Source organism: Type-C symbiont of Plautia stali, from assembly GCF_059730935.1.
Map to the genome: position 1 here is coordinate 3,464,844 of NZ_AP035923.1, position 19,708 is coordinate 3,484,551.

Sequence of the window (19,708 nt, forward strand, 5' to 3'; positions counted from 1 at the left end):
ATGCAAAACCTGATTATCGCTGCCACTGAGAGCACGCCCGAAGTGAGTTTCGATTTTGCCACCCGCCAGTTTGCGCTGCGCGGCGAGTCGTGGCCGGAGAACGCGGCGGCGTTTTATCGCCCGCTGCTGGATGCCCTTGAGCAGTGGCAACCCACCGACAACGACGCGGTGGTCGTCACTATCGCGCTGCGCTACTTCAACAGCTCCAGCACCAAGATGCTGTTCAGCCTGTTCGATCTGTTTAACCAGCTGGCGCAGCGCGGTCAGCGCGTCACGCTCAACTGGCTGTTTGATGCGGAAGATGACATCGCGGAAGAGTTTGGTCAGGAACTGGCGCTGGATTTTACCGATCTGCAGGTTAATCTGCAGGCGGAACTGGCGTCATGATGGACCTCAATGAGCTGTTCCGTGAAGAGAGCGAGGTGCTGAATCGCTCACAGCATGTGGCGGCGCAAAACACGCTGAGCGCGCAGGATTACCGCGAGGCGCTGCTGCACCTGAATCGCCACTATCAGCGCCTGATGCGCGAAACCTGGCGGCTCATCTCCCGCAGCGATCGCGCGGAGCGCGAGCTGAACCGCGTGAATGAGCAGTTAAACCAGCTGGCGCAGGAGCTGGAGTACAAAGCCAGCCACGATCCGCTGACGGCGGTGTGGAATCGCGGCGCGATTATTCAGCGCATCAGCCAGACGCTGGAGAGCGGTCCGGCGGCGCTGATCATTCTGGATATCGACCACTTCAAGAAGATCAACGACGAATACGGCCATCCGATGGGCGATAAGGTGATTTGCGGGCTGGTGACGCGCATTCAGGCGCACTGCCCGGCCGGTGCCAGCATTGGCCGCATCGGCGGCGAAGAGTTTACCGTGCTGCTGCCGCACTATCGTCTGTCCGACGCGGTGATTGTCGCCGGTGCGATCCACGCCTCGCTTAACGCCTCGCCGCTGGCGGTGCTGCCGCAGCAGCTGGTGACCGCCAGCCTCGGCGTGAGCTACGGCAAGCCGGGCTCCGATTTCGACACGCTGTACAGCAATGCCGATGCCGCGCTCTACGATGCCAAACACCACGGCCGCAACCGGGTATTTTTCCGCTGATCAGCGCGCCTGCGCGGTGCTGGCCGTCTGCATCGGCACGCTGCTATCCGGCGGCGGCAGGAAAATGTGGTCGAGGATATTGCGCATCACCGGCGCGGCCGTAATGCCTTCGTTACCGCCGTTTTCCAGAATCAGCGCCACCGCCACCTGCGGGTTGTTAAACGGCGCAAAGGCGGTATAGAAAATGTGGTCGCGCAGGCGCACCGGGATCATCTTCGCGTTGTAAGTCTGGTTCTGCTTCAGGCTAAACACCTGCGACGTACCGGACTTGGCGGCGATGCCGTACGGCGCGGTATGGAAATATTTATAACCGGTGCCGTTAGGCGCGTTAGCCATACCAAACATGGCATGCCGCACCAGCGACCAGTACGGTGATTTCGCATCGCCAATCTGCGGCTGCGGCGCGGTCGGCTGATAAACCTGCTGCCAGGTGCCGCGCTGTGCTTTAGCCAGCAGGTGCGGATTAATCACCCGGCCGTTATTGATCAGCGCCACCATGGCTTTCACCATCTGAATCGGCGTGGCAATCCAGTAGCCCTGGCCGATGCCCACCGATACCGTATCGCCCTGATACCACGTATGCTTATGCACTTTCAGCTTCCATTCGCGGCTCGGCAGCAGCCCGGCGTACTCTTCATTCAAATCGATACCGGTAGGTTTGCCGTAGCCGAACTGGCTGAGCATGCTGTGGATGCGGTCAATACCCATCATGAACGCCACCTGATAGAAGAAGGTGTCGGCGGACTCTTCAATCGCTTTGGTGACGTCGAGCATGCCGTGGCCGGACTTTTTCCAGTCACGGTATTTGCGATCGGTGCCCGGCAGCGTCCAGGTCGGCGCACCAAAGAAGGTGGTGCCCGGCGTAATCACTTTGCTCAGCAGCGCCGACATCGCCATGTAGGGTTTTACCGTCGATGCCGGTGGATACAGCCCCTGGGTGACGCGATTGATCAGCGGCAGGTTTTTATCCTGCAGCAGCGTTTTATAGGCTTTGTAGCTGATGCCCTTCACGAACGGGTTGGGATCGTAGCTCGGGCTGGAGACCATCGCCAGCACGCCGCCATCGTGCGGATCCTCAATCAGCACCGCCGCACGCTGCCCGGCCAGCTGGCTCTCCACATACTGCTGCAGATGCAGATCCAGCGTCAGCCAGATGTTTTTGCCCGCCACCGGCGGCACCTCTTTCAGCACGCGCACGATACGGCCGTGATTATCCACTTCCACTTCCTGATAGCCGGTCTTGCCGTGCAGCAGGGATTCATAGTAGCCCTCAATACCCTGCTTGCCGATGTTATGGTCGGCGGCATAGTTTTCGCCCACGCCCTCGGCATTGAGCCGCTTGTAATCGTTATCGTTAATCTTCGACACGTAGCCGACCACGTGCGCCAGATCGGCGCCGTACGGGTATTCCCGATCCTGATAGGTATCAATGGTGACCCCGGTGAAGCGGAACTGATTGACCGAGAAGCGCGCCACCTCCTCGTCGGTGAGCTCGGCTTTCAGCTCCACCGGTTTATAGCGGCTGCTCTGCTTCAGTTCATGCTCAAAGGTTTCGATATCATCCGGTGTCAGATCGACGATAGGCGTCAGCGCCTTCAGCGTCGCCTGCATGTTGTCGATTTTGTACGGCGTGACGAGGATGTCGTACCAGGTGACGTTGCGCACCAGCGGTATGCCGTTGCGATCGAAGATCAGCCCGCGCGTCGGCGCGATGGGGATCATTTTGATGTCGTTCTCGTTGGAACGCGTCTGGTAATAGCTGTGCTGATCCACCTGTAAGCGATACAGGTTGATGCCAAGAATGGTGAAGCAGATAACAACCAGGGCAAACGCCACCAGCGCGCGGCGCACAAACAGTTTCTCTTCGGCTTCGAAATTGCGGAAATTCATCAGGGGCTTAGTCTCTTCATTATCACGCTAATGATAGGGAGAGATCGCCGCAGAGCCAGCAGGAAGATGCACAAGCCTGGGTAAAAGTGTGTCAGATGTTTACGGTGGAGCGGCTACGTCAGGAATGCGGGACAGGGCGTTGACCGTTGCTCGATCAGTCCCCTCTCCCGCGCGAGGGCGTTAACCGTTGCTCGATCAGTTCCCTCTCCCGCGGGCGGGAGAGGGGTAGGGTGAGGGCGAAGAAAAACCGAGGAAAATCAATCCCCCAGCAGCACCGACTCCAGCGCGATCTTGATCATATCGTTGAACGTCGTCTGACGCTCTGCCGCGGTGGTTTGCTCGTGCGTACGGATATGATCCGACACGGTACAGATGGTCAGCGCTTTGGCACCAAACTCTGCCGCCACACCGTAGATGCCGGCCGCTTCCATCTCCACGCCGAGGATGCCGTACTTCTCCATCACGTCGAACATCTGCGGGTCCGGCGTATAGAACAAATCAGCTGAGAAGATGTTACCGACGCGTGCGTCCACGCCCAGCGCTTTAGCCGCGTCAACCGCGTTACGCACCATGTCGAAATCCGCGATGGCGGCAAAATCGTGATCTTTGAAACGCATGCGGTTAACTTTTGAATCGGTGCAGGCACCCATACCAATCACCACATCACGCAGTTTCACGTCTGCACGTACGGCACCGCAGGAACCCACACGAATGATCTTCTTCACGCCGAAATCGGTGATCAGCTCTTTGGTGTAGATCGAGCAGGATGGAATACCCATACCGTGGCCCATTACGGAGATTTTGCGGCCTTTGTAAGTCCCGGTGAAGCCCAGCATGCCGCGTACGTTATTCACTTCGACCACATCGTCGAGGAAAGTCTCGGCAATGTGTTTTGCACGCAGCGGATCGCCTGGCATCAGCACCACGTCCGCGAAATCGCCCATTTCGGCATTAATATGAGGAGTTGCCATTGTTGTTCTTCCTTATCAAAAAGTGGTGGCTGTTTTACAGCAAGCTTTTGCCGTAGTCCATGCTGGACAGGCCAAAATAGCTGGCGATAGTCTGGCCGATATCGGCGAAGGTATCGCGGTAACCCAGCGAGCCCGGTTTAACTTCTGGACCGTAGATCAGAATCGGGATGTGCTCGCGCGTGTGCTCTGTGCCATGCCAGCTCGGATCGCAGCCGTGGTCAGCGGTGAGGATCAGGATATCGCCCTCTTTCACCAGCGCCATCAGCTCCGGCAGACGACGGTCAAACAGCTCCAGCCCACCGGCATAACCGGCGATATCGCGGCGATGGCCCCAGGTCGAGTCAAAATCGACGAAGTTGGTGAACACTATCGAGTTGTCCGGCGCCTTCTTCATCTGCTCAATGGTGGCGTCAAACAGCGCATCCAGACCGGTGGCTTTGACTTTTTGCGTGATGCCCTGCTCCGCGTAGATATCAGCGATTTTACCCACTGAAATCACTTCGCCGCCCTTCTCATCCACCAGCTTTTTCAGCATGGTCGGTGCCGGTGGTTCGACCGCCAGATCGTGACGATTACCGGTGCGCTGGAAGTTACCGGCTTTATCGCCGACAAACGGACGCGCAATCACACGGCCAATGTTATAGCCGCCGTTGGTCAGCTCTTCACGGGCAATTTCACACAGCGCGTACAGGCGATCGAGGCCAAAGGTCTCTTCATGACAGGCAATCTGGAACACTGAATCTGCCGAGGTGTAGAAAATCGGCTTGCCGCTTTTCATGTGTTCCTCGCCCAGCTGGTCAAGAATTACCGTGCCGGAGGAGTGGCAGTTGCCGAGGTAGCCCGGCAGATCGGCGCGTTTTACCAGCGTATCCAGCAGCTCCTGCGGGAAGCTGTTCTCTTTGTCGCTGAAGTAGCCCCAGTCAAACAGCACCGGCACCCCGGCGATTTCCCAGTGGCCGGACGGCGTATCTTTGCCCGAAGAGAGTTCGCTGGCGTAGGCGTACGCGCCGATAATTTCCGCCTGCGGATCCAGTCCCGGCGGGAAGCGGCCGGTAGAGAGTTCCGCCGCTTTGCCAAGGCCGAGCGCGGTCATGTTGGGCAGATGCAGCGGACCTTCGCGGCCTTCATTGGCGCGGCCTTCAAAGCACGCTTCGGCGATATGGCCGAGCGTATCCGATCCTTCATCACCGAATTTATCGGCGTCTTTGCTGGAACCAATCCCGAAGGAGTCGAGAACCATAATAAAAGCACGTTTCATGCAAGTCTCCTGCGCCATAGCGCGATGACAAGTCAAAAAAAAGCGATCAGATCAGTATACCCGAACGGCCGCTGCCTGGCACGCAGTTACGCCACTATTCGCTGATGCGGCGATACACCACCGGCGTGGCCGCCGGGGCGAGGTCGCTGAGCGTTATCGCCGCTTTCACTGCCGCAGCAGCCTGCTGCCACTGCGCTTCCGACGCGGCATGAATCACCGCCAGCGGCTGCTGCGCATTTACTTCACTGCCCAGCGTGATCATGTCGCTGAGGCCCACGCTGTAATCAATGCTGTCGCTGGCGCGCTGACGGCCACCGCCCAGCGCCACCACCGCCATGCCCAGCGCCCGCGTGTCCATGGCGCTGACGATGCCGGGACGATCGGCGTACACCGCTTTGCTCAGCATCGGTGCCGGCAGGTAGCGGTCCATCTGCTCGATGAAATCCGTCGGGCCGTTCTGCGCCGCCACCATGCGGGCAAACACCTCAGCCGCTTTGCCGTTATCCAGCACCTGCTGCAGTTTTTGCCGCGCTTCGGCGTCGTTCGCCGCCAGTTTGCCGGAGATCAGCATCTCGGCGCACAGCGCCAGCGTGACCTCCTGCAGCCGCGGATTGCGCGCCTCACCGGTGAGGAAATGCACTGCTTCGCGCACTTCCAGCGCATTACCGGCGCTCGATGCCAGCACCTGATTCATGTCGGTGAGCAGCGCGGTGGTTTTGCATCCCGCACCGTTGGCGACGCCGACAATCGCCTGCGCCAGCTGCTGCGAGGCCTCAAAGGTTGGCATAAACGCCCCGGATCCGACTTTGACATCCATCACCAGCGCGTCTAATCCTTCGGCTAATTTTTTGGCGAGGATCGAGGCGGTGATCAGCGGAATAGAATCCACGGTGGCGGTGATATCGCGCGTGGCGTAGAACCGCTTGTCCGCCGGCGCCAGCGAATTAGTCTGACCGATAATGGCAACGCCGACCTGTTTGATGATCTGGCGGAAGCGATCGTCGCTGGGGAAGATATCAAAGCCGGGAATGGCTTCCAGCTTATCCAGCGTGCCGCCGGTGTGACCGAGGCCGCGCCCGGAAATCATAGGCACGTAGCCGCCGCAGGCCGCCACCATCGGACCCAGCATCAGCGAAGTGACATCGCCCACGCCGCCGGTCGAGTGTTTATCAACAATCGGTCCGTTGAGATTCAGCGCCTGCCAGTTGAGTACCGTGCCGGAATCGCGCATCGCCATGGTCAGCGCCACGCGTTCTTCCAGGTTCATGTCGTGAAAATAAATCGTCATCGCCAGCGCGGCGATTTGCCCTTCAGATACGCTGTTATAACGCACGCCGTTGATGAAAAAGCGGATTTCCGCTTCGCTCAGCGGCTGGCCGTCGCGTTTTTTACGAATAATTTCTTGTGGCAGGAACAAGGTTGCCTCCCCGGAAAAGCGATCTATCGCTGAATGAAAGCCGCCAGCTGCGCAGCAATGCGCACCTGACGGCAGTAACACCGTGGGCCGCCATTTTGGCGACCGCGTGGATCAATAACCGGCTTTGCTGGTCGCCGTAGCGTGGCCCAGGGTATTCAGCAGGCTGGCTAACAGGCTGGAAGCGCCGAAGCGGAAATGACGCGCATCCGCCCAGCCGCTGCCGAGGATGTCGTCGGCCAGCTGCAGATAGATAGCGGCATCTTCCGCCGTGCGCACGCCGCCAGCCGGTTTGAAGCCCACCTGCTGCTGCACGCCTTTGTCACGGATTACCTGCATCATGATCGCCGCCACCTCTGGCGTGGCGTTGACCGGCACTTTACCGGTAGAGGTTTTGATGAAATCCGCGCCGGCATCGATCGCGATTTCGGACGCTGCACGAATCAGCGCTTCCTCTTTTAGCTCGCCGGTTTCAATGATCACTTTCAGCAGCACGTTCGCCGCCGCACAGGCCTCTTTACAGGCTTTTACCAGCGCAAAGCCGACGTCACGGTTACCGGCAATCAGCGCGCGGTACGGGAACACCACGTCAACTTCATCCGCGCCGTAGGCGATTGCCGCACGGGTTTCCGCCAGCGCGATGTCGATGTCGTCGTTACCGTGCGGGAAGTTAGTGACGGTCGCGATACGAATTTCCGGCGTGCCCTGCTCGCGCAGCGTTTTACGTGCAATCGGGATAAAGCGCGGATAGATACAGATCGCCGCCGTGTTACCGGCTGGTGATTTCGCCTGATGGCACAGCGCGATCACTTTTTCATCGGTGTCGTCTTCATTCAGGGTGGTCAGGTCCATCAGTTGCAGCGCGCGCTGCGCGGCCGCGTTCAGATCGGTCATGGTGCTCTCCAAAGTCAGGCCGGTGAAATCTGCTCACCGGAGAATGTGATAATTATAACAACCCACGCCGCGTGGAATTGCGAGGCTTGTCACAAGGAAAAGGAAACCGCGCTCTGATATACATGAATTTAGCGATTTTAATCACATTAAATCGCTATTTTGCCGAACAGCGCGGCACGATGTGATTGTGATTATTATCACAAATGTTGCCGCAAAAAGGTATCGGATATCGTTAAAGCGTAGTTAATTTGCGACAGAGCGGGAGTTGTCAGCACATCATGAGAAGTGGCAGAGGCGTTGCAGCGACGCGATTCATCGCGCAATAAATTGTGCCGCTGGCAAAACTGCAACGGCCAATAACCGTGACGGCGCTATTAGATGAAGTGAGGTGACGGCAGGCGCAGGATCAATACTCAATCCGGCAGCGCGAACAAACGCAGGCTGTTGTGCCACAGCGCATCGGCGATCTCATCGGGCGGTTCCGGGCGCAGCTGGCACAATACTTCAAACACATTACGCGCGCGCTCCGGGCGATTGGGCTGGCCCTGAAAACCGTGCAGCGGCATATCGGGCGCATCGGTTTCCAGCAGCAGCGCCTGCAATGGCAGGCTGGCGATGGTGTGGCGGGTTTTGCTGGCGCGCGCATAGGTAATGGTGCCGCCGACACCAATCGCGTAGCCAAGGGCGATGAAACGCTCCGCCTGCTGCTGGCTGCCGGCAAAGCCGTGCACCACGCCGCGTCGCGGCACGTCGTGACGGCGCAGATACTGCGCCAGCTGATCGTGCGTACGTCGCGAATGCAGGATCACCGGCAAATCATAGCGCTTTGCCAGCTTCAGCTGCGCCTCCAGCAGCCGGGTTTGCCGCGCAAAATCCGGCGTTTCCATATACAGATCCAGCCCGATTTCCCCGATCGCCACGCGTTTTACATCCGGCGTTTGCAGGTACTGCTCAAGGCGATCGAGATCGTCATCCTGATGTTGCGCAATATTGATCGGGTGCAGCCCGAGCGCGCTATACAGCGCCGGATGCTGCTGCGCCAGCTGGCTCACCACGGCAAAACGGCTGGCATCCACGCACGGCACGATGATGCGTTCCACGCCCGCCTGCGCCGCCTGCGCGATACTGTGCTCGGCAGCGGTGACAAATGGCGGAAAATCAAAGTGGCAGTGGGTGTCGATAAATCTCATGCCAGCGATCCTGCATCGTAGTCGGCGTCATTGCCCGCCAGCGGCGGCGTGCTGACCGGCCGGTTATCCGGCGCGTTGGCGACGGCGGCGGGCGGCGTCACGGCAATCGGTCGCGCCAGCGGTTCAGCATCGCTCAGCCACTGGCCCAGCGTTGCCAGGAAATAGCGCCCGCTGCGGCGGCCCAGATGATAATCCTGATTCAGCGACGCCAGACGACTGCCCAGCGCCATGCTGGCCAGCGGCTTTGGCGGAAAGATTTCAATGATGCGCAGATTATCCGGCGGCTGTTCAATAAACTGCTGAATCTGGCGGTAGCTCTCTTCGTGCTGATGCAGGATATTGATCATCGGCTGCAGGGCGCTGTCGCTCAGCCAGCGCTCCATGCGTTTAAACCACTTCGGCGTATACGCCATCTGTGACGGCACGGTACGGATCACCACAATGGTATCGGCGCCACGCCGCGCCGCTTCGCGCACCGGAATGGCGTCGCTGATGCCGCCGTCGAGATAGCTCACGCCATCCATCAATACGCCGCTGCGGTAGAAACCGGGGATCGCGCTGGAAGCCTTAATGATGTCATGCCAGGTCAGGTTGGTGGGATTGAAGTACTGCGCGCTGTAATCATCGCTGCGGCAGGCGCACATGTAAAATTCGCTGCCTTTGGCAAACAGGCTTTCGGCGCTGCTCAGCGCCAGCGGGAACTCCTGTTTAGTGATATCCACCAGCCAGTCGAGATCGATCAGGTGACCACCGCGCACAAAACGCAGCGGATCGAAAAACAGTTTACTGGTGGTGTAACGGGTAATTACGCGCCGCGCATAACCGGGCTGAGCACAGACAAAGGCTGAGAGGTTTTGTGCACCGGCCGAGGTGCCGAGCATCAACTGAAAGGGATTGAAGCCTGCGCGCTGAAATTCATCCAGTACGCCCGCCGTGAAGATGCCGCGTTGCCCGCCGCCTTCGCAGACCAGCGCAATTTTTTTGGATTTGAATGGCGTGAGTGCCAGTGGCTCAAAGGTGTCCAGCGACACCGGGATGCGTATTCCCAATGGATGTCCCTCAGTGTTTGCTGCTCTGAGGGAGGCGCTCAATCAGCATCCCGGAGAACCAGTCATTGTCGTTCCCTGACCAACCGCATCCTGCAATCGTCGCGGCGCACCTTCAATGGTGGCAATGACTGGCCTCCGCTTTATGTGACTAGCGGGTTAACATGGTTAACGCAGTGGGTCAGGGTCGTTTGCGCCCGGTAAACAGGCTCACGAGGAACAGAATAATACCGACAATAAAGACAATTTTAGCTGCCCATGCTGCCGTACCCGCCAGACCGCCAAAACCTAATGCTGCAGCAATCAGAGCGATGACCAGAAAGATAATACCCCAACGAAACATAAGCCTCTCCTTTACCATAGTGAAAATCGAACTGCTTATTCTTCACATCACTGTTTTTAATACGGAACGGCACCGTTGGTGATGCCGTTCCGGTTGCGTTAAGATTTCACCTTGAGGTCATTCTTCACGCTTTTCACGCCTTCAATGGCTTTGGCGATCTTCTCAGCCCGATCGGACTGGGCCTGATTCGCCACTTCCCCGGACAGCTGTACCACGCCATCGGTGGTTTCCACCTTCACGTTGCGCGATGGCACAATGTCATCTGCTAAAAGTTTAGCTTTTATTTCACTGGTGGTTGCTGCATCACCTGCATAACCTTTCAATGAACTCTGTTTGCTGTCTCTGACGTGTAGTTTGTCGCTGACGGATTTAACCCCTTCCACCTTCTGCACCAGCGCCACAGCCTTCTCGGCCTGGTCCTGCGAGGTGACAAAACCGCTCAGCGTAACCACGCCTTGCTGCGTTTTGACGGAGATATCCGTACTTTTAATTGCTTCATCGTCCACCAGCGCGGCTTTGGCTTTGGCGGTGATGCCGCTGTCATCCATAAAGCCATCGACTTTTTTCATAGAACTATCGATTTTGGAACCCGCGCTGCTGCTGGTATCAGCCGCCATTGCCGCGCCGCTTAACAGCGCAGTACCGGCCAGTGCAGCAATCAGGGTTTTAGCAATCTTAGTCTTATTCATCGATATCATCCTTCTATCAGTTAACCCACTCGCAACCGCGAATGCGCCAGCAACACACCACGTTGCTGCGTGATGGACGTAATCAGACCCACAGGTCCGTTTTCTCGTCCGACAGAATAATCATAGTAGGGATTACAGCTTTTGCTGGCTTTTGTGGTTGATATCTCGCCAAAAAGCGATAACCGCAGCGCAATTAAGAGGAGTCTGTATCGGAGAAAACCGGGCGGCAGAAAGCAGCAGCCCGGTGAAGACGGCGAACTTAGTGCTCGCGCGTTTTACGGAAGGTCACGTCAGGATAGCGCTCCTGCGTGATGTTGAGGTTGACCATGGTCGGGGCGATATAGGTGAGGTTGTCACCGCCATCGAGCGCCAGGTTGATCTCGTTTTTGCGCTGGAAGTCGTCGAACTTCTTCGCGTCGCTGCATTCAACCCAGCGGGCGGTCGACACGTTGATGGCCTCGTAAATCGCCTCAACGTTGTACTCGCTCTTGAGACGCGCCACGACCACATCAAACTGCAGCACGCCCACCGCACCCACGATCAGATCGTTGTTGTGCACCGGACGGAACACCTGCACGGCGCCCTCTTCCGACAGCTGGACCAGCCCTTTTAGCAGCTGTTTCTGCTTCAGCGGATCGCGCAGGCGAATGCGACGGAACAGTTCCGGGGCGAAGTTCGGAATACCGGTGAACTTCATGGTTTCGCCCTGGGTGAAGGTGTCGCCAATCTGGATGGTGCCGTGGTTATGCAGGCCGATGATATCGCCCGGATAAGCTTCTTCAACGTGCGAACGGTCGCCCGCCATAAAGGTCAGCGCGTCGGAGATCACCACATCTTTACCGGTGCGCACCTGACGCAGCTTCATGCCCTTCTCATATTTGCCGGACACCACGCGCATAAAGGCCACGCGGTCACGGTGTTTCGGGTCCATGTTGGCCTGAATCTTAAACACGAAGCCGCTGAACTTCTCCTCTTTGGCTTCGACTTTGCGGGTATCGGTCTGGCGCGGCATCGGCGCCGGCGCCCAGGCAACCAGACCATCCAGCATGTGATCGACGCCAAAGTTGCCCAGCGCGGTACCGAAGAACACCGGCGTGATTTCGCCGCTCAGGAACAGCTCTTTGTCGAACTCGTGCGATGCGCCCTGCACCAGCTCCAGCTCGTCGCGCAGCTGCTGCGCCAGCTCTTCGCCGACGGCCGCGTCCAGTTCCGGATTCGCCAGCCCTTTTACCACGCGCACTTCCTGAATCGTGTGGCCTTTGCCGCTCTGATACAGGTAAGTTTCATCGTTGTAGAGGTGGTAAACGCCTTTGAACAGCTTGCCGCAGCCAATCGGCCAGGTGATCGGGGCACAGGCGATTTTCAGCTCGCTCTCGACCTCATCCAGCAGCTCCATCGGATCGCGAATGTCGCGGTCCAGTTTGTTCATAAAGGTGATGATCGGCGTGTCGCGCAGACGGGTCACTTCCATCAGCTTGCGGGTACGATCCTCAACCCCTTTCGCGGCGTCGATCACCATCAGGCAGCAGTCCACCGCCGTCAGCGTACGGTAGGTGTCTTCCGAGAAGTCTTCGTGCCCGGGGGTATCCAGCAGGTTAACCAGGCTGTCGCGATACGGGAACTGCATCACCGAGGTGGTGATGGAGATACCGCGCTGCTTCTCCATCTCCATCCAGTCTGATTTGGCATGCTGGCTGGAGCCGCGACCTTTGACGGTACCGGCAGTCTGGATCGCCTGTCCGAACAGCAGGACTTTTTCGGTGATTGTGGTTTTACCGGCGTCCGGGTGCGAGATGATCGCAAAGGTACGGCGGCGCGCCACTTCTTCTAAAAAGGGAGCAATAGACATGAGTGAATTCTTCTTCAGGGCAACGCGCGAGCGGCGCGCTGCGAATAAATCATTCCGGAGCCAGTCCGGCGGATAACGGTGCCAATGGCGACGCATGCGCGTCGGGTCACAGCAGGGTGTGTGCGATCTACATTGGCGGCAGTCCAGTTATCCCATCAGCATTGAGGCGGCATAGCATACAATATTTCAGCAGGCGGGGGAATCTGCGGCAGGATGAGACGATGCTCGCGCAGTTCAGGACATGTCTTGTAAACACTAAGCGATGTCTGGCTGAGAATGCCTGTCCGGAACCGTCACCCCGGCAAGGACAGCAAAATGACTCTACAGCTCAACCCACATACCTACAGCCCGTCGCACCGAAACGCCGCCCTGGCTTCGCCCGCGCAGATGTACCGCAAACCCGGCGAGATGCTGCTGATCAACGCGCCGGATAACGCCGCCGTGCCAGCCACCGGTCGCGCTGATTTTTCCCGCAGCAGCCTGCCAGCGCACCTGCATTATCTGCTCACGCCGCGCCCCGGTTTTTCTGCCGGTCAGCATTTTGTCCCGGAGTATCCATACATGCTGGACGCCGCGCTGTCGGTCACCGCCCGCCGGGGCGCGGTGTCGTTAGCACCGTATCACGCCGACAGTGATAAGTGCGCGCTGGTGATTGAGCGGCAGACGCTGGTGAAATTTGATCTGCCGCCGCTACACGATTTGGTGCTGAGCTACATCGGTCTCAACACCTACTTTAGCGAAGTGCGCTTCTACAACCGTGCCGGACGCATCGTGGCGTTTCGTCGCCTGAACGCCAGCAAAAAGCGCCACGAAGTGTTCTGCTTCGCCGGCATGAAGCCGGTCTCACTGGTGATTGAGACCAGCCAGCACAGCTCGATTTTGCTCGATGAGATGGTGTGGAATCAGACCGTGGGCGTGGGCGCGCGCTGAGGCGCGTTACCCCAGCATGCGCACCACTGCCGCCTTGAAGATTTTCACACCGATCTCCAGCGAACTCAGCTCAAAGCGCATCTGCGGATGGTGCAGTCCCGGCACCAGATTGGTTCCCAGCCCCCAGAAACCGGCTTTCACCTGCGGATTTTTCACCGGATAGTAGAAGAAATCCTCGCTGCCCGGCGTGGTTTTCGCCGCCAGTAATCCCTGCTCGCCGAGCACATCGACAATCGCGGCGCTCAGCAGCGCGGTGGCATCGGCATCAATTTCCGCCGCCGGCATCTCTTTCAGCACCACCACTTCAGCGGTTGCGCCCAGCGCGGCCACGCTGTGCTGAATCGCCTGGCTGACTTTCTCTTTGAGCAGTTCCATCGGCGCGTTCTCCTGCGAACGCAGATCCCACACCACGCGCGCCTCGTCCGGCACCGAGTTGGTCACGCCGGCGTCGCACAGGAAGCGCGTCGCTTTTACGCTCCAGGTGAGGCCCGGTGCCAGATGAATGCTATTCACCGCCTGCACCGCCTGGACTGCCGCATCAAGCGCATTGACGCCGAGATGCGGTCGCGCGGCATGGGCCGGAACACCTTTAATGGTGGCCTCCAGCGTGCTGCACGCTGAATAGATCACCGCAGGCGTCGCCTGCCCGACCTGGCACTCCTCCAGCGGGCGCAAATGGAAGCCGAGGATCATCTCCACGTCATCCAGCGCGCCGCCCTCAATCATCGCCAGCGCGCCGGCACCCAGCTCTTCAGCCGGCTGGAACAGCAGCTTCAGCCGCCCTTTTTTAATAGCGCCTTCCTGCAGTAGCTCCTGCGCGGCGGTCAGCACCACCGACGAGTGGCCGTCATGGCCGCAGGTATGGCGGGCGCAGGCAACGCCGTCAATCACGTGCCCGAGCGCATCCATGTCGGCGCGCAGCGCCAGCACCGGGCCGGGCACGCCGCTGTCGATCTCCGCCACGATGCCGGTGGTCTGGTTGATACCGCGCGTGACCTTAATGCCAGCCTGTTCCAGCTGGCCGGCGATGTAGGCCGAGGTTTTAACTTCCTGAAACCCCAGCTCGGGGATTTCATGCAGAAAATGGTAGTGATCGAGAACTCTGGACACCGTTTCGCTCCTAAACAAAAAAACGCATCACGAACATAGCGATAACCGCATTGATAATGCTGGTGAGCATCAGCAGCGGCCAGTATTTTTTCGGCACATCGGCGACGCCCAGCAGGCGGCCCATGTACTGCAACTGCGAACCCATGAGAAAAATCGCCGGCGCGAGGATAGTGATGTCGGTACCGCTCAGCAGGCCTTTGGCCATCAGGCTCACCGCCACCCCGACGCTGGCCGAGGATGACAGCCATGCGGTCAGCAGCACGGTGATCGCCTCGCCGGGCAAACCGAAAATCCCCATCAGCGGTGCAAACGCGTGGCCAAGAAACTGCATGATGCCGAGCAGATTCAGCACTTCCGCCAGCACATAGGCCATCACCACATTGGGCATCAGATTGTGAATAGCAATATGGAAGCCTTTACGCGCGCCGACAATAAAAATATCAAACGGATTATTATTGACCCGCGTCTGTACGTTATTTGACATCAGCAAAATCCTTCTTATAAACACTGTTTAACACAAAACGGACAAATGCCGCACCGACGAATTTCAGCACAAACATTAGCAGCAGCGGAATAATGATTGGTGCACTCATGGACGCAAATAGCGCCGAGCCAATGGCAAAATAATTATTGATCAGTCCGGCACCGGAATATTGCCAGGCGCTCATCACCACCAGCTCTTTTTTACCGATTTGCTGCTGATCCGCCATCTCTTTAGTGAGCGCCGCGCCGGCATCGGTACTTTGCAGATCGGTAATCAGCGCCAGGCCGCAGCGTCCCGGCAACCCCATCAGCGGTTTCAGCAGTGGCGTCAGCAGCGTGTGGGCGGCACGAATCGCGCCGTAGTGGGTGAAAATCTCCAGCACGCCCAGCGCCAGCATTACAGTAGGTGCCAGCGACAGCGCGAACAGAAAGCCGGCTTTGGCGCTGATGCCGCCGGCACCGAGAAAGGTGGAACCTGACTCTTTGATGGTGCCAAAGCTGCCACCCAGCGTGGTGAAATCAAACGCGCCCAGCCAGCTAAAGCCTTCGACCTTATAAAGCAAACCGGAAAAAAACAGTATTGCCAGTATCAGCGCGAGATAATTTCCGGCGCTTGCCGTGACCGTTTGTGGCGCGGCCATGATTTTTTCTTCAGACATCTTTTCTCCTGCTGGCCCTATTTCTGCCAGACGTGGTTGCAATATACGGAACTATTAACCAAGCAGGATTTATGCCAATGCGTACTTTCTTTAATTTCGCTATGGCTAATTTTGTTCAGTAACAAGCAGCAGCCGGAATAAGCGTTTAAATCGCCGTGTCAGGTTTATTGCTGGTTGCGCCAGTGCTTATTTATCGGCGGGGTGACTGGCGAAGAAGTGATCGGTGCAGTTGTGCGCTGCACCGCCAGCAGGCAACGCAGCTGCACTAAAACAGTGCTGCGGACTGTGAATGAAAATTAGTCAAAATTGAGAATTCTTCGCATTCAACTAGCGGAATAATTCCATTTATAATCAATAAGATAAATTCAACTTTTTTACGAAAAAACCTTCACAAAAAAGTATAGATTGATGCATAATTCGCCGTACTTCACCTGACAAATTAAAAAGGACTCAGCCATGTTAACCGCTGAAATGACCTCACGCCTGAACGACCAGCTCAATCTCGAATTCTTCTCCGCCAACCTCTATCTGCAGATGAGTGCCTGGTGCAGCGATAAAGGCTTCGAAGGTGCCGCCTCGTTCCTGAAAATGCACTCGCGTGAAGAGATGCAGCATATGCAGAAGCTGTTTGATTACGTCAGCGATGCCGGTTCACTGCCGGTGCTGGGCAGCATCGCCGCGCCGGCGATAAGCTGGAACTCGCTGAATGATGTCCTGGAAGAAGCGCTCAAGCACGAGCAGCTGATCACCAGCAAAATCAACGAGCTGGTGCACGCCGCGCTGACTTCGCAGGATTACTCCACCTTTAACTTCCTGCAGTGGTACGTTGCCGAGCAGCACGAAGAAGAGAAGCTGTTCAAAACCGTGCTGGACAAGTTGGCGCTGGTGGGCAACAAAGGCGAAGGTCTGTTCCTGGTGGACAAAGATTTGGGCCGCATGAACGTCGAAGGCCACGGCCAGTAAAAATAATAAAGATTATGCACAGCAGCATGCACAACGCCCGACCCTGTCGGGCGTTTTTTTGTGCTTACTCCAGCGCCTTCAGTCTGAGCTCCGACGGCTGTGGCCGGCCAAACAGGTAGCCCTGGAACAGCGTACAGCCCTCTTCGCGCAGGCGGACAAACTGCTCATTACTCTCCACGCCCTCTGCGGTGATCTGAATATCCAGGCTGCGGCTCATGCCGGTAATCGCGCGGATGATCGCCAGCGCCTCGCGGCTGTCGCCCATATCATTGATAAATGACTTGTCGATTTTGATCTTATCGAACGGGAACGAACGCAGATAGCTGAGCGACGAGTAGCCGGTGCCGAAGTCGTCGAGCGCAATCTGCACGCCCAGCGTTTTCAGGCTCTGCAGCGTACGGATATTGCCGAGCGTATCATCCAGCAGCACCGATTCGGTGATCTCCACCTCCAGCCGATGCGGCGCCAGGCCGGATTCGCGCAGCGCGCCCTCCACCACCGACACCAGCGAGCTGTTCTTAAACTGCAGCGGCGACAGATTGACCGACACCGACTGTTCGGTTTCCCAGCTCTGCGCCTCGCGGCAGGCTTCGTACAGCGCATAGGCGCCGAGCATATGGATCAGCCCGGTCTCTTCGGCAATCGGAATGAAGTCATTCGGCATGATCAATCCTTTGATCGGATGATGCCAGCGCATCAGCGCCTCATAGCCAATGATGCCGGTTTCGTTGGTGATCGGCTGATAGTAGAGCTTGAGCTGCCGTCCGGTGATCGCCTCGCGCAGATCGTTCTCGATCACCCGGCGGCTGCGCGCCACATTATCCATCTCCAGCGTAAAGTGCTCATAGCGGTTACGGCCGTTACGCTTGGCTTCATACAGCGCCATGTCGGCGCAGCGCAGCATGTGTTCCGGCGTATTGGTGGCCTGCGAAGTCAGCGCGATGCCGACGCTCAGCCCGACCGACAGGTTGTGGCCTTCAACATTCACCGGCGGGCGGATCGCCTCGATCAGGCGCTGCGCCACGATCGCAGCCTCATCGGCGTTACGCACGTTCGGCAGCACGATGGCAAACTCATCGCCGCCGATGCGCGCCAGCGTGTCCTGATCGCGCAGTACGCTGCGCAGCCGCTTCGCCACCACGCGCAGCAGATCGTCACCGATTTGATGCCCCAACGCATCGTTCACGTTCTTGAAGTTATCCAGATCGAGACACAGCGTGGCGCTGGTCTGGCCCTGCTGCTGATCGACACGCAGCGCCTCGCTCAGCTTCTGGCGAAACAGGATGCGGTTCGGCAGGCTGGTAAGATTATCGTGATGCGCCATGTGACGAATGCGCGCATCGGCTTCGCGCTGATCGGTGACGTCTTCCACAATCAGCATCACGTAATTCTGCCGCATGTCTTTGCCGCTGATGGTAGTGGCGCGGGTGTGCAGCACCCGCTCACCGCCGGCGGTCAGTAACAGCTGCTCGCGCGCGTGAATGCCTTCGCTGCGCAGCGCGATATCCGCCAGGCTGTTGAAGTAATCACTCAGTTCCGCCGACATACATTCGTGCGGCCGCTTATGCATAATCAGCGACTTACTGAAGCCAAACAGCTGCTCGGCTTTGTCATTGACCATCAGGATTTCGCGGCTGATGGCGTCTTCGACGATCACGCAGGAGGGAATGTTGCTGATGATGGTGTCGAGGAAACCGGAAAGCTCCGACATTTTGGCGCTCTGCGCCTGCGCCAGATCGCGCGCGCGCAGCAGCTGCTGCTCGTGCTCACGCCGCTCGGTGACGTCGCGGGTGATCTTGGCAAAGCCGATCATTTTGCCCTCTTCATCATGAATCGCGTCAATCACCACATGCGCCCAGAAGGCGGAGCCGTCTTTGCGGTAGCGCCAGCCCTCGTCCTCAAAGCGACCGGTTTTCAGCGCGATGCCCAGATTGGCATCCGGCGTGCGCGCCTGACGTTCCGGTGAGCCGTAGAACACGGAGAAGTGCTGGCCCACGATCTCGTCAGCCATGTAGCCTTTGGCGCGCTGCGCGCCGGCGTTCCAGTTCACCACCCGGCCCTGTAAATCCAGCATGTAGATGGCGTAATCCGTCACGCCTTCCACTAACAGGCGGAAGGTTTTCTCGTATTCACGCTGCTTGCGCAGCAGCGCCTGCTGTTCGGTGCAGTCGCGGGTGATTTTGGCATAGCCGATCAGTTTGCCGGCGTCATCGCGAATCGCATCGATGATCACGTGCGCCCAAAAGGCGCTGCCATCTTTGCGATAGCGCCAGCCTTCGTCTTCAAAGCGACCGGTTTTAAACGCGGTGGTCAGGTTGCGTTCCGGGATATGGTTCAGGCGATCCTGTGCGCTGTAGAAGCGCGAGAAGTGCTGACCGACAATTTCTTCGGCCACGTAGCCTTTGGCGCGCTGCGCGCCGGCGTTCCAGTTTTCGACGTTGCCGTCAAGGTCGAGCATGTAGATGGCGTAGTCCGTTACGCCTTCAACCAATAAACGGAAACGCTGCTCCTGTTCCTGTTGTTTACGCTGCTGCGCCTGCTGTTCGGTGCAGTCGCGGGTGATTTTGGCAAAGCCCAGCAATTCGCCGTACTCATCGCGGATGGCGTCGATCACCACGTGCGCCCAGAAGGCGCTGCCGTCCTTGCGATAGCGCCAGCCTTCGGTTTCATAGCGCCCGGTGGCGGTGGCGATGGCCAGACCGCGCTGCGGCGCGCCGTTGCGCCGATCCTCTTCACTGTAAAACAGCGCAAAATTCTTCCCGACGATCTCTTCGGGGGTATAGCCTTTGGCGCGTTGCGCCCCGATGTTCCAGTTAGCCACCGTGCCATCCGGCTTAATCATGTAGATGGCGTGATCCACCACGCTCTGCACCAGTAGCCGGTACATTACGTCAGAGTTATTGTTCATTGTTGTTCGCCTATGCT

Annotated in this window: 18 protein-coding genes; 4 read left to right on the plus strand and 14 right to left on the minus strand. The window is 58.0% G+C overall.

The features are described from left to right. Both AC6I7J_RS16400 and AC6I7J_RS16405 read left to right on the plus strand, forming a co-directional pair. A complete protein-coding gene (locus AC6I7J_RS16400; protein WP_021507651.1) occupies positions 1-387 on the plus strand; it encodes a DUF1987 domain-containing protein in 387 nt (128 codons plus the stop codon). Continuing rightward, positions 384-1,094, plus strand: a complete 711-nt coding sequence (locus AC6I7J_RS16405) for a GGDEF domain-containing protein (protein WP_021507652.1) — start codon at positions 384-386, stop codon at positions 1,092-1,094. Before AC6I7J_RS16400 ends, AC6I7J_RS16405 begins: the two co-directional genes overlap by 4 nt. On the opposite strand, the gene mrdA is transcribed toward AC6I7J_RS16405, so the two are convergent. From mrdA to prfC, 10 genes are all read right to left on the minus strand, one after another. Beyond that, entirely contained in the window at positions 1,095-2,984 is a 1,890-nt protein-coding gene (mrdA, locus tag AC6I7J_RS16410; protein WP_498006191.1) for a penicillin-binding protein 2, read from the minus strand. A gap of 257 nt (positions 2,985-3,241) precedes the next feature. Continuing rightward, entirely contained in the window at positions 3,242-3,955 is a 714-nt protein-coding gene (gene deoD, locus AC6I7J_RS16415; RefSeq protein WP_021507654.1) for a purine-nucleoside phosphorylase, read from the minus strand. Between the two features lie 34 nt (positions 3,956-3,989). Further along, positions 3,990-5,213, minus strand: coding sequence for a phosphopentomutase (deoB, locus tag AC6I7J_RS16420; RefSeq protein ID WP_021507655.1), 1,224 nt, complete (start codon positions 5,211-5,213; stop codon positions 3,990-3,992). Positions 5,214-5,307: 94 nt separating this feature from the next. Next, on the minus strand, positions 5,308-6,630 hold the full coding sequence (gene deoA / locus AC6I7J_RS16425; protein ID WP_498006193.1) for a thymidine phosphorylase: 1,323 nt from the start codon (positions 6,628-6,630) through the stop codon (positions 5,308-5,310). A gap of 111 nt (positions 6,631-6,741) precedes the next feature. Continuing rightward, positions 6,742-7,521, minus strand: a complete 780-nt coding sequence (gene deoC / locus AC6I7J_RS16430) for a deoxyribose-phosphate aldolase (RefSeq protein ID WP_058770662.1) — start codon at positions 7,519-7,521, stop codon at positions 6,742-6,744. A 413-nt stretch (positions 7,522-7,934) separates the two neighbouring features. Beyond that, positions 7,935-8,711: a TatD family hydrolase gene (locus tag AC6I7J_RS16435; RefSeq protein ID WP_222985838.1), complete on the minus strand. Its 777-nt coding sequence runs from the start codon at positions 8,709-8,711 to the stop codon at positions 7,935-7,937. After that, positions 8,708-9,760, minus strand: a complete 1,053-nt coding sequence (locus AC6I7J_RS16440; RefSeq protein ID WP_031279725.1) for a patatin-like phospholipase family protein — start codon at positions 9,758-9,760, stop codon at positions 8,708-8,710. Before AC6I7J_RS16440 ends, AC6I7J_RS16435 begins: the two co-directional genes overlap by 4 nt. Before the next feature lie 178 nt (positions 9,761-9,938). Continuing rightward, positions 9,939-10,100: a DUF1328 domain-containing protein gene (locus AC6I7J_RS16445; protein WP_007893192.1), complete on the minus strand. Its 162-nt coding sequence runs from the start codon at positions 10,098-10,100 to the stop codon at positions 9,939-9,941. Between the two features lie 98 nt (positions 10,101-10,198). Next, positions 10,199-10,789: a molecular chaperone OsmY gene (gene osmY / locus AC6I7J_RS16450; protein WP_021507660.1), complete on the minus strand. Its 591-nt coding sequence runs from the start codon at positions 10,787-10,789 to the stop codon at positions 10,199-10,201. 259 nt (positions 10,790-11,048) lie between these two features. Further along, a complete protein-coding gene (prfC, locus tag AC6I7J_RS16455) occupies positions 11,049-12,638 on the minus strand; it encodes a peptide chain release factor 3 (RefSeq protein WP_021507661.1) in 1,590 nt (529 codons plus the stop codon). Positions 12,639-12,953: 315 nt separating this feature from the next. Here prfC and AC6I7J_RS16460 point away from each other — a divergent pair, with 315 nt between their 5' ends. After that, a complete protein-coding gene (locus tag AC6I7J_RS16460; RefSeq protein WP_498006196.1) occupies positions 12,954-13,568 on the plus strand; it encodes a hypothetical protein in 615 nt (204 codons plus the stop codon). 6 nt (positions 13,569-13,574) lie between these two features. On the opposite strand, the gene AC6I7J_RS16465 is transcribed toward AC6I7J_RS16460, so the two are convergent. Genes AC6I7J_RS16465 through AC6I7J_RS16475 form a run of 3 tightly spaced genes read right to left on the minus strand, consistent with a single transcriptional unit; the run spans position 13,575 to position 15,820 of the window. Continuing rightward, the gene (locus tag AC6I7J_RS16465) at positions 13,575-14,678 is read right to left on the minus strand and encodes a M20 peptidase aminoacylase family protein (RefSeq protein ID WP_058759555.1); all 1,104 of its coding nucleotides are present in this window, start codon (positions 14,676-14,678) and stop codon (positions 13,575-13,577) included. 10 nt (positions 14,679-14,688) lie between these two features. Then, positions 14,689-15,162 (minus strand): YjiG family protein, encoded by a 474-nt coding sequence (locus tag AC6I7J_RS16470; protein WP_021507664.1) that lies wholly within the window; start codon positions 15,160-15,162, stop codon positions 14,689-14,691. Continuing rightward, positions 15,152-15,820: a nucleoside recognition domain-containing protein gene (locus AC6I7J_RS16475; protein WP_021507665.1), complete on the minus strand. Its 669-nt coding sequence runs from the start codon at positions 15,818-15,820 to the stop codon at positions 15,152-15,154. Before AC6I7J_RS16475 ends, AC6I7J_RS16470 begins: the two co-directional genes overlap by 11 nt. Positions 15,821-16,276: 456 nt before the next feature. Between AC6I7J_RS16475 and ftnA the strand changes: the two genes are divergently transcribed. Then, positions 16,277-16,783 (plus strand): non-heme ferritin, encoded by a 507-nt coding sequence (gene ftnA, locus AC6I7J_RS16480; RefSeq protein ID WP_058774869.1) that lies wholly within the window; start codon positions 16,277-16,279, stop codon positions 16,781-16,783. Positions 16,784-16,847: 64 nt separating this feature from the next. On the opposite strand, the gene AC6I7J_RS16485 is transcribed toward ftnA, so the two are convergent. Continuing rightward, positions 16,848-19,691 carry a sensor domain-containing protein gene (locus AC6I7J_RS16485; protein ID WP_498006198.1) on the minus strand — a complete coding sequence of 948 codons (2,844 nt, stop codon included), beginning with the start codon at positions 19,689-19,691 and terminating at the stop codon, positions 16,848-16,850. Positions 19,692-19,708 lie beyond the last annotated feature (17 nt).

Excerpts from the sequence above, each read along its gene's own strand:
- AC6I7J_RS16400 (WP_021507651.1), top strand. The coding sequence starts at position 1 with ATGCAAAACCTGATTATCGCTGCCACTGAGAGCACGCCCGAAGTGAGT.
- mrdA (WP_498006191.1), bottom strand. The coding sequence starts at position 2,984 with ATGAATTTCCGCAATTTCGAAGCCGAAGAGAAACTGTTTGTGCGCCGC.
- AC6I7J_RS16485 (WP_498006198.1), bottom strand. The coding sequence starts at position 19,691 with ATGAACAATAACTCTGACGTAATGTACCGGCTACTGGTGCAGAGCGTG.
- ftnA (WP_058774869.1), top strand. The coding sequence starts at position 16,277 with ATGTTAACCGCTGAAATGACCTCACGCCTGAACGACCAGCTCAATCTC.
- AC6I7J_RS16445 (WP_007893192.1), bottom strand. The coding sequence starts at position 10,100 with ATGTTTCGTTGGGGTATTATCTTTCTGGTCATCGCTCTGATTGCTGCA.
- osmY (WP_021507660.1), bottom strand. The coding sequence starts at position 10,789 with ATGAATAAGACTAAGATTGCTAAAACCCTGATTGCTGCACTGGCCGGT.
- deoD (WP_021507654.1), bottom strand. The coding sequence starts at position 3,955 with ATGGCAACTCCTCATATTAATGCCGAAATGGGCGATTTCGCGGACGTG.
- deoB (WP_021507655.1), bottom strand. The coding sequence starts at position 5,213 with ATGAAACGTGCTTTTATTATGGTTCTCGACTCCTTCGGGATTGGTTCC.
- AC6I7J_RS16405 (WP_021507652.1), top strand. The coding sequence starts at position 384 with ATGATGGACCTCAATGAGCTGTTCCGTGAAGAGAGCGAGGTGCTGAAT.
- prfC (WP_021507661.1), bottom strand. The coding sequence starts at position 12,638 with ATGTCTATTGCTCCCTTTTTAGAAGAAGTGGCGCGCCGCCGTACCTTT.
- AC6I7J_RS16475 (WP_021507665.1), bottom strand. The coding sequence starts at position 15,820 with ATGTCTGAAGAAAAAATCATGGCCGCGCCACAAACGGTCACGGCAAGC.
- AC6I7J_RS16470 (WP_021507664.1), bottom strand. The coding sequence starts at position 15,162 with ATGTCAAATAACGTACAGACGCGGGTCAATAATAATCCGTTTGATATT.
- deoC (WP_058770662.1), bottom strand. The coding sequence starts at position 7,521 with ATGACCGATCTGAACGCGGCCGCGCAGCGCGCGCTGCAACTGATGGAC.
- AC6I7J_RS16460 (WP_498006196.1), top strand. The coding sequence starts at position 12,954 with ATGACTCTACAGCTCAACCCACATACCTACAGCCCGTCGCACCGAAAC.
- AC6I7J_RS16435 (WP_222985838.1), bottom strand. The coding sequence starts at position 8,711 with ATGAGATTTATCGACACCCACTGCCACTTTGATTTTCCGCCATTTGTC.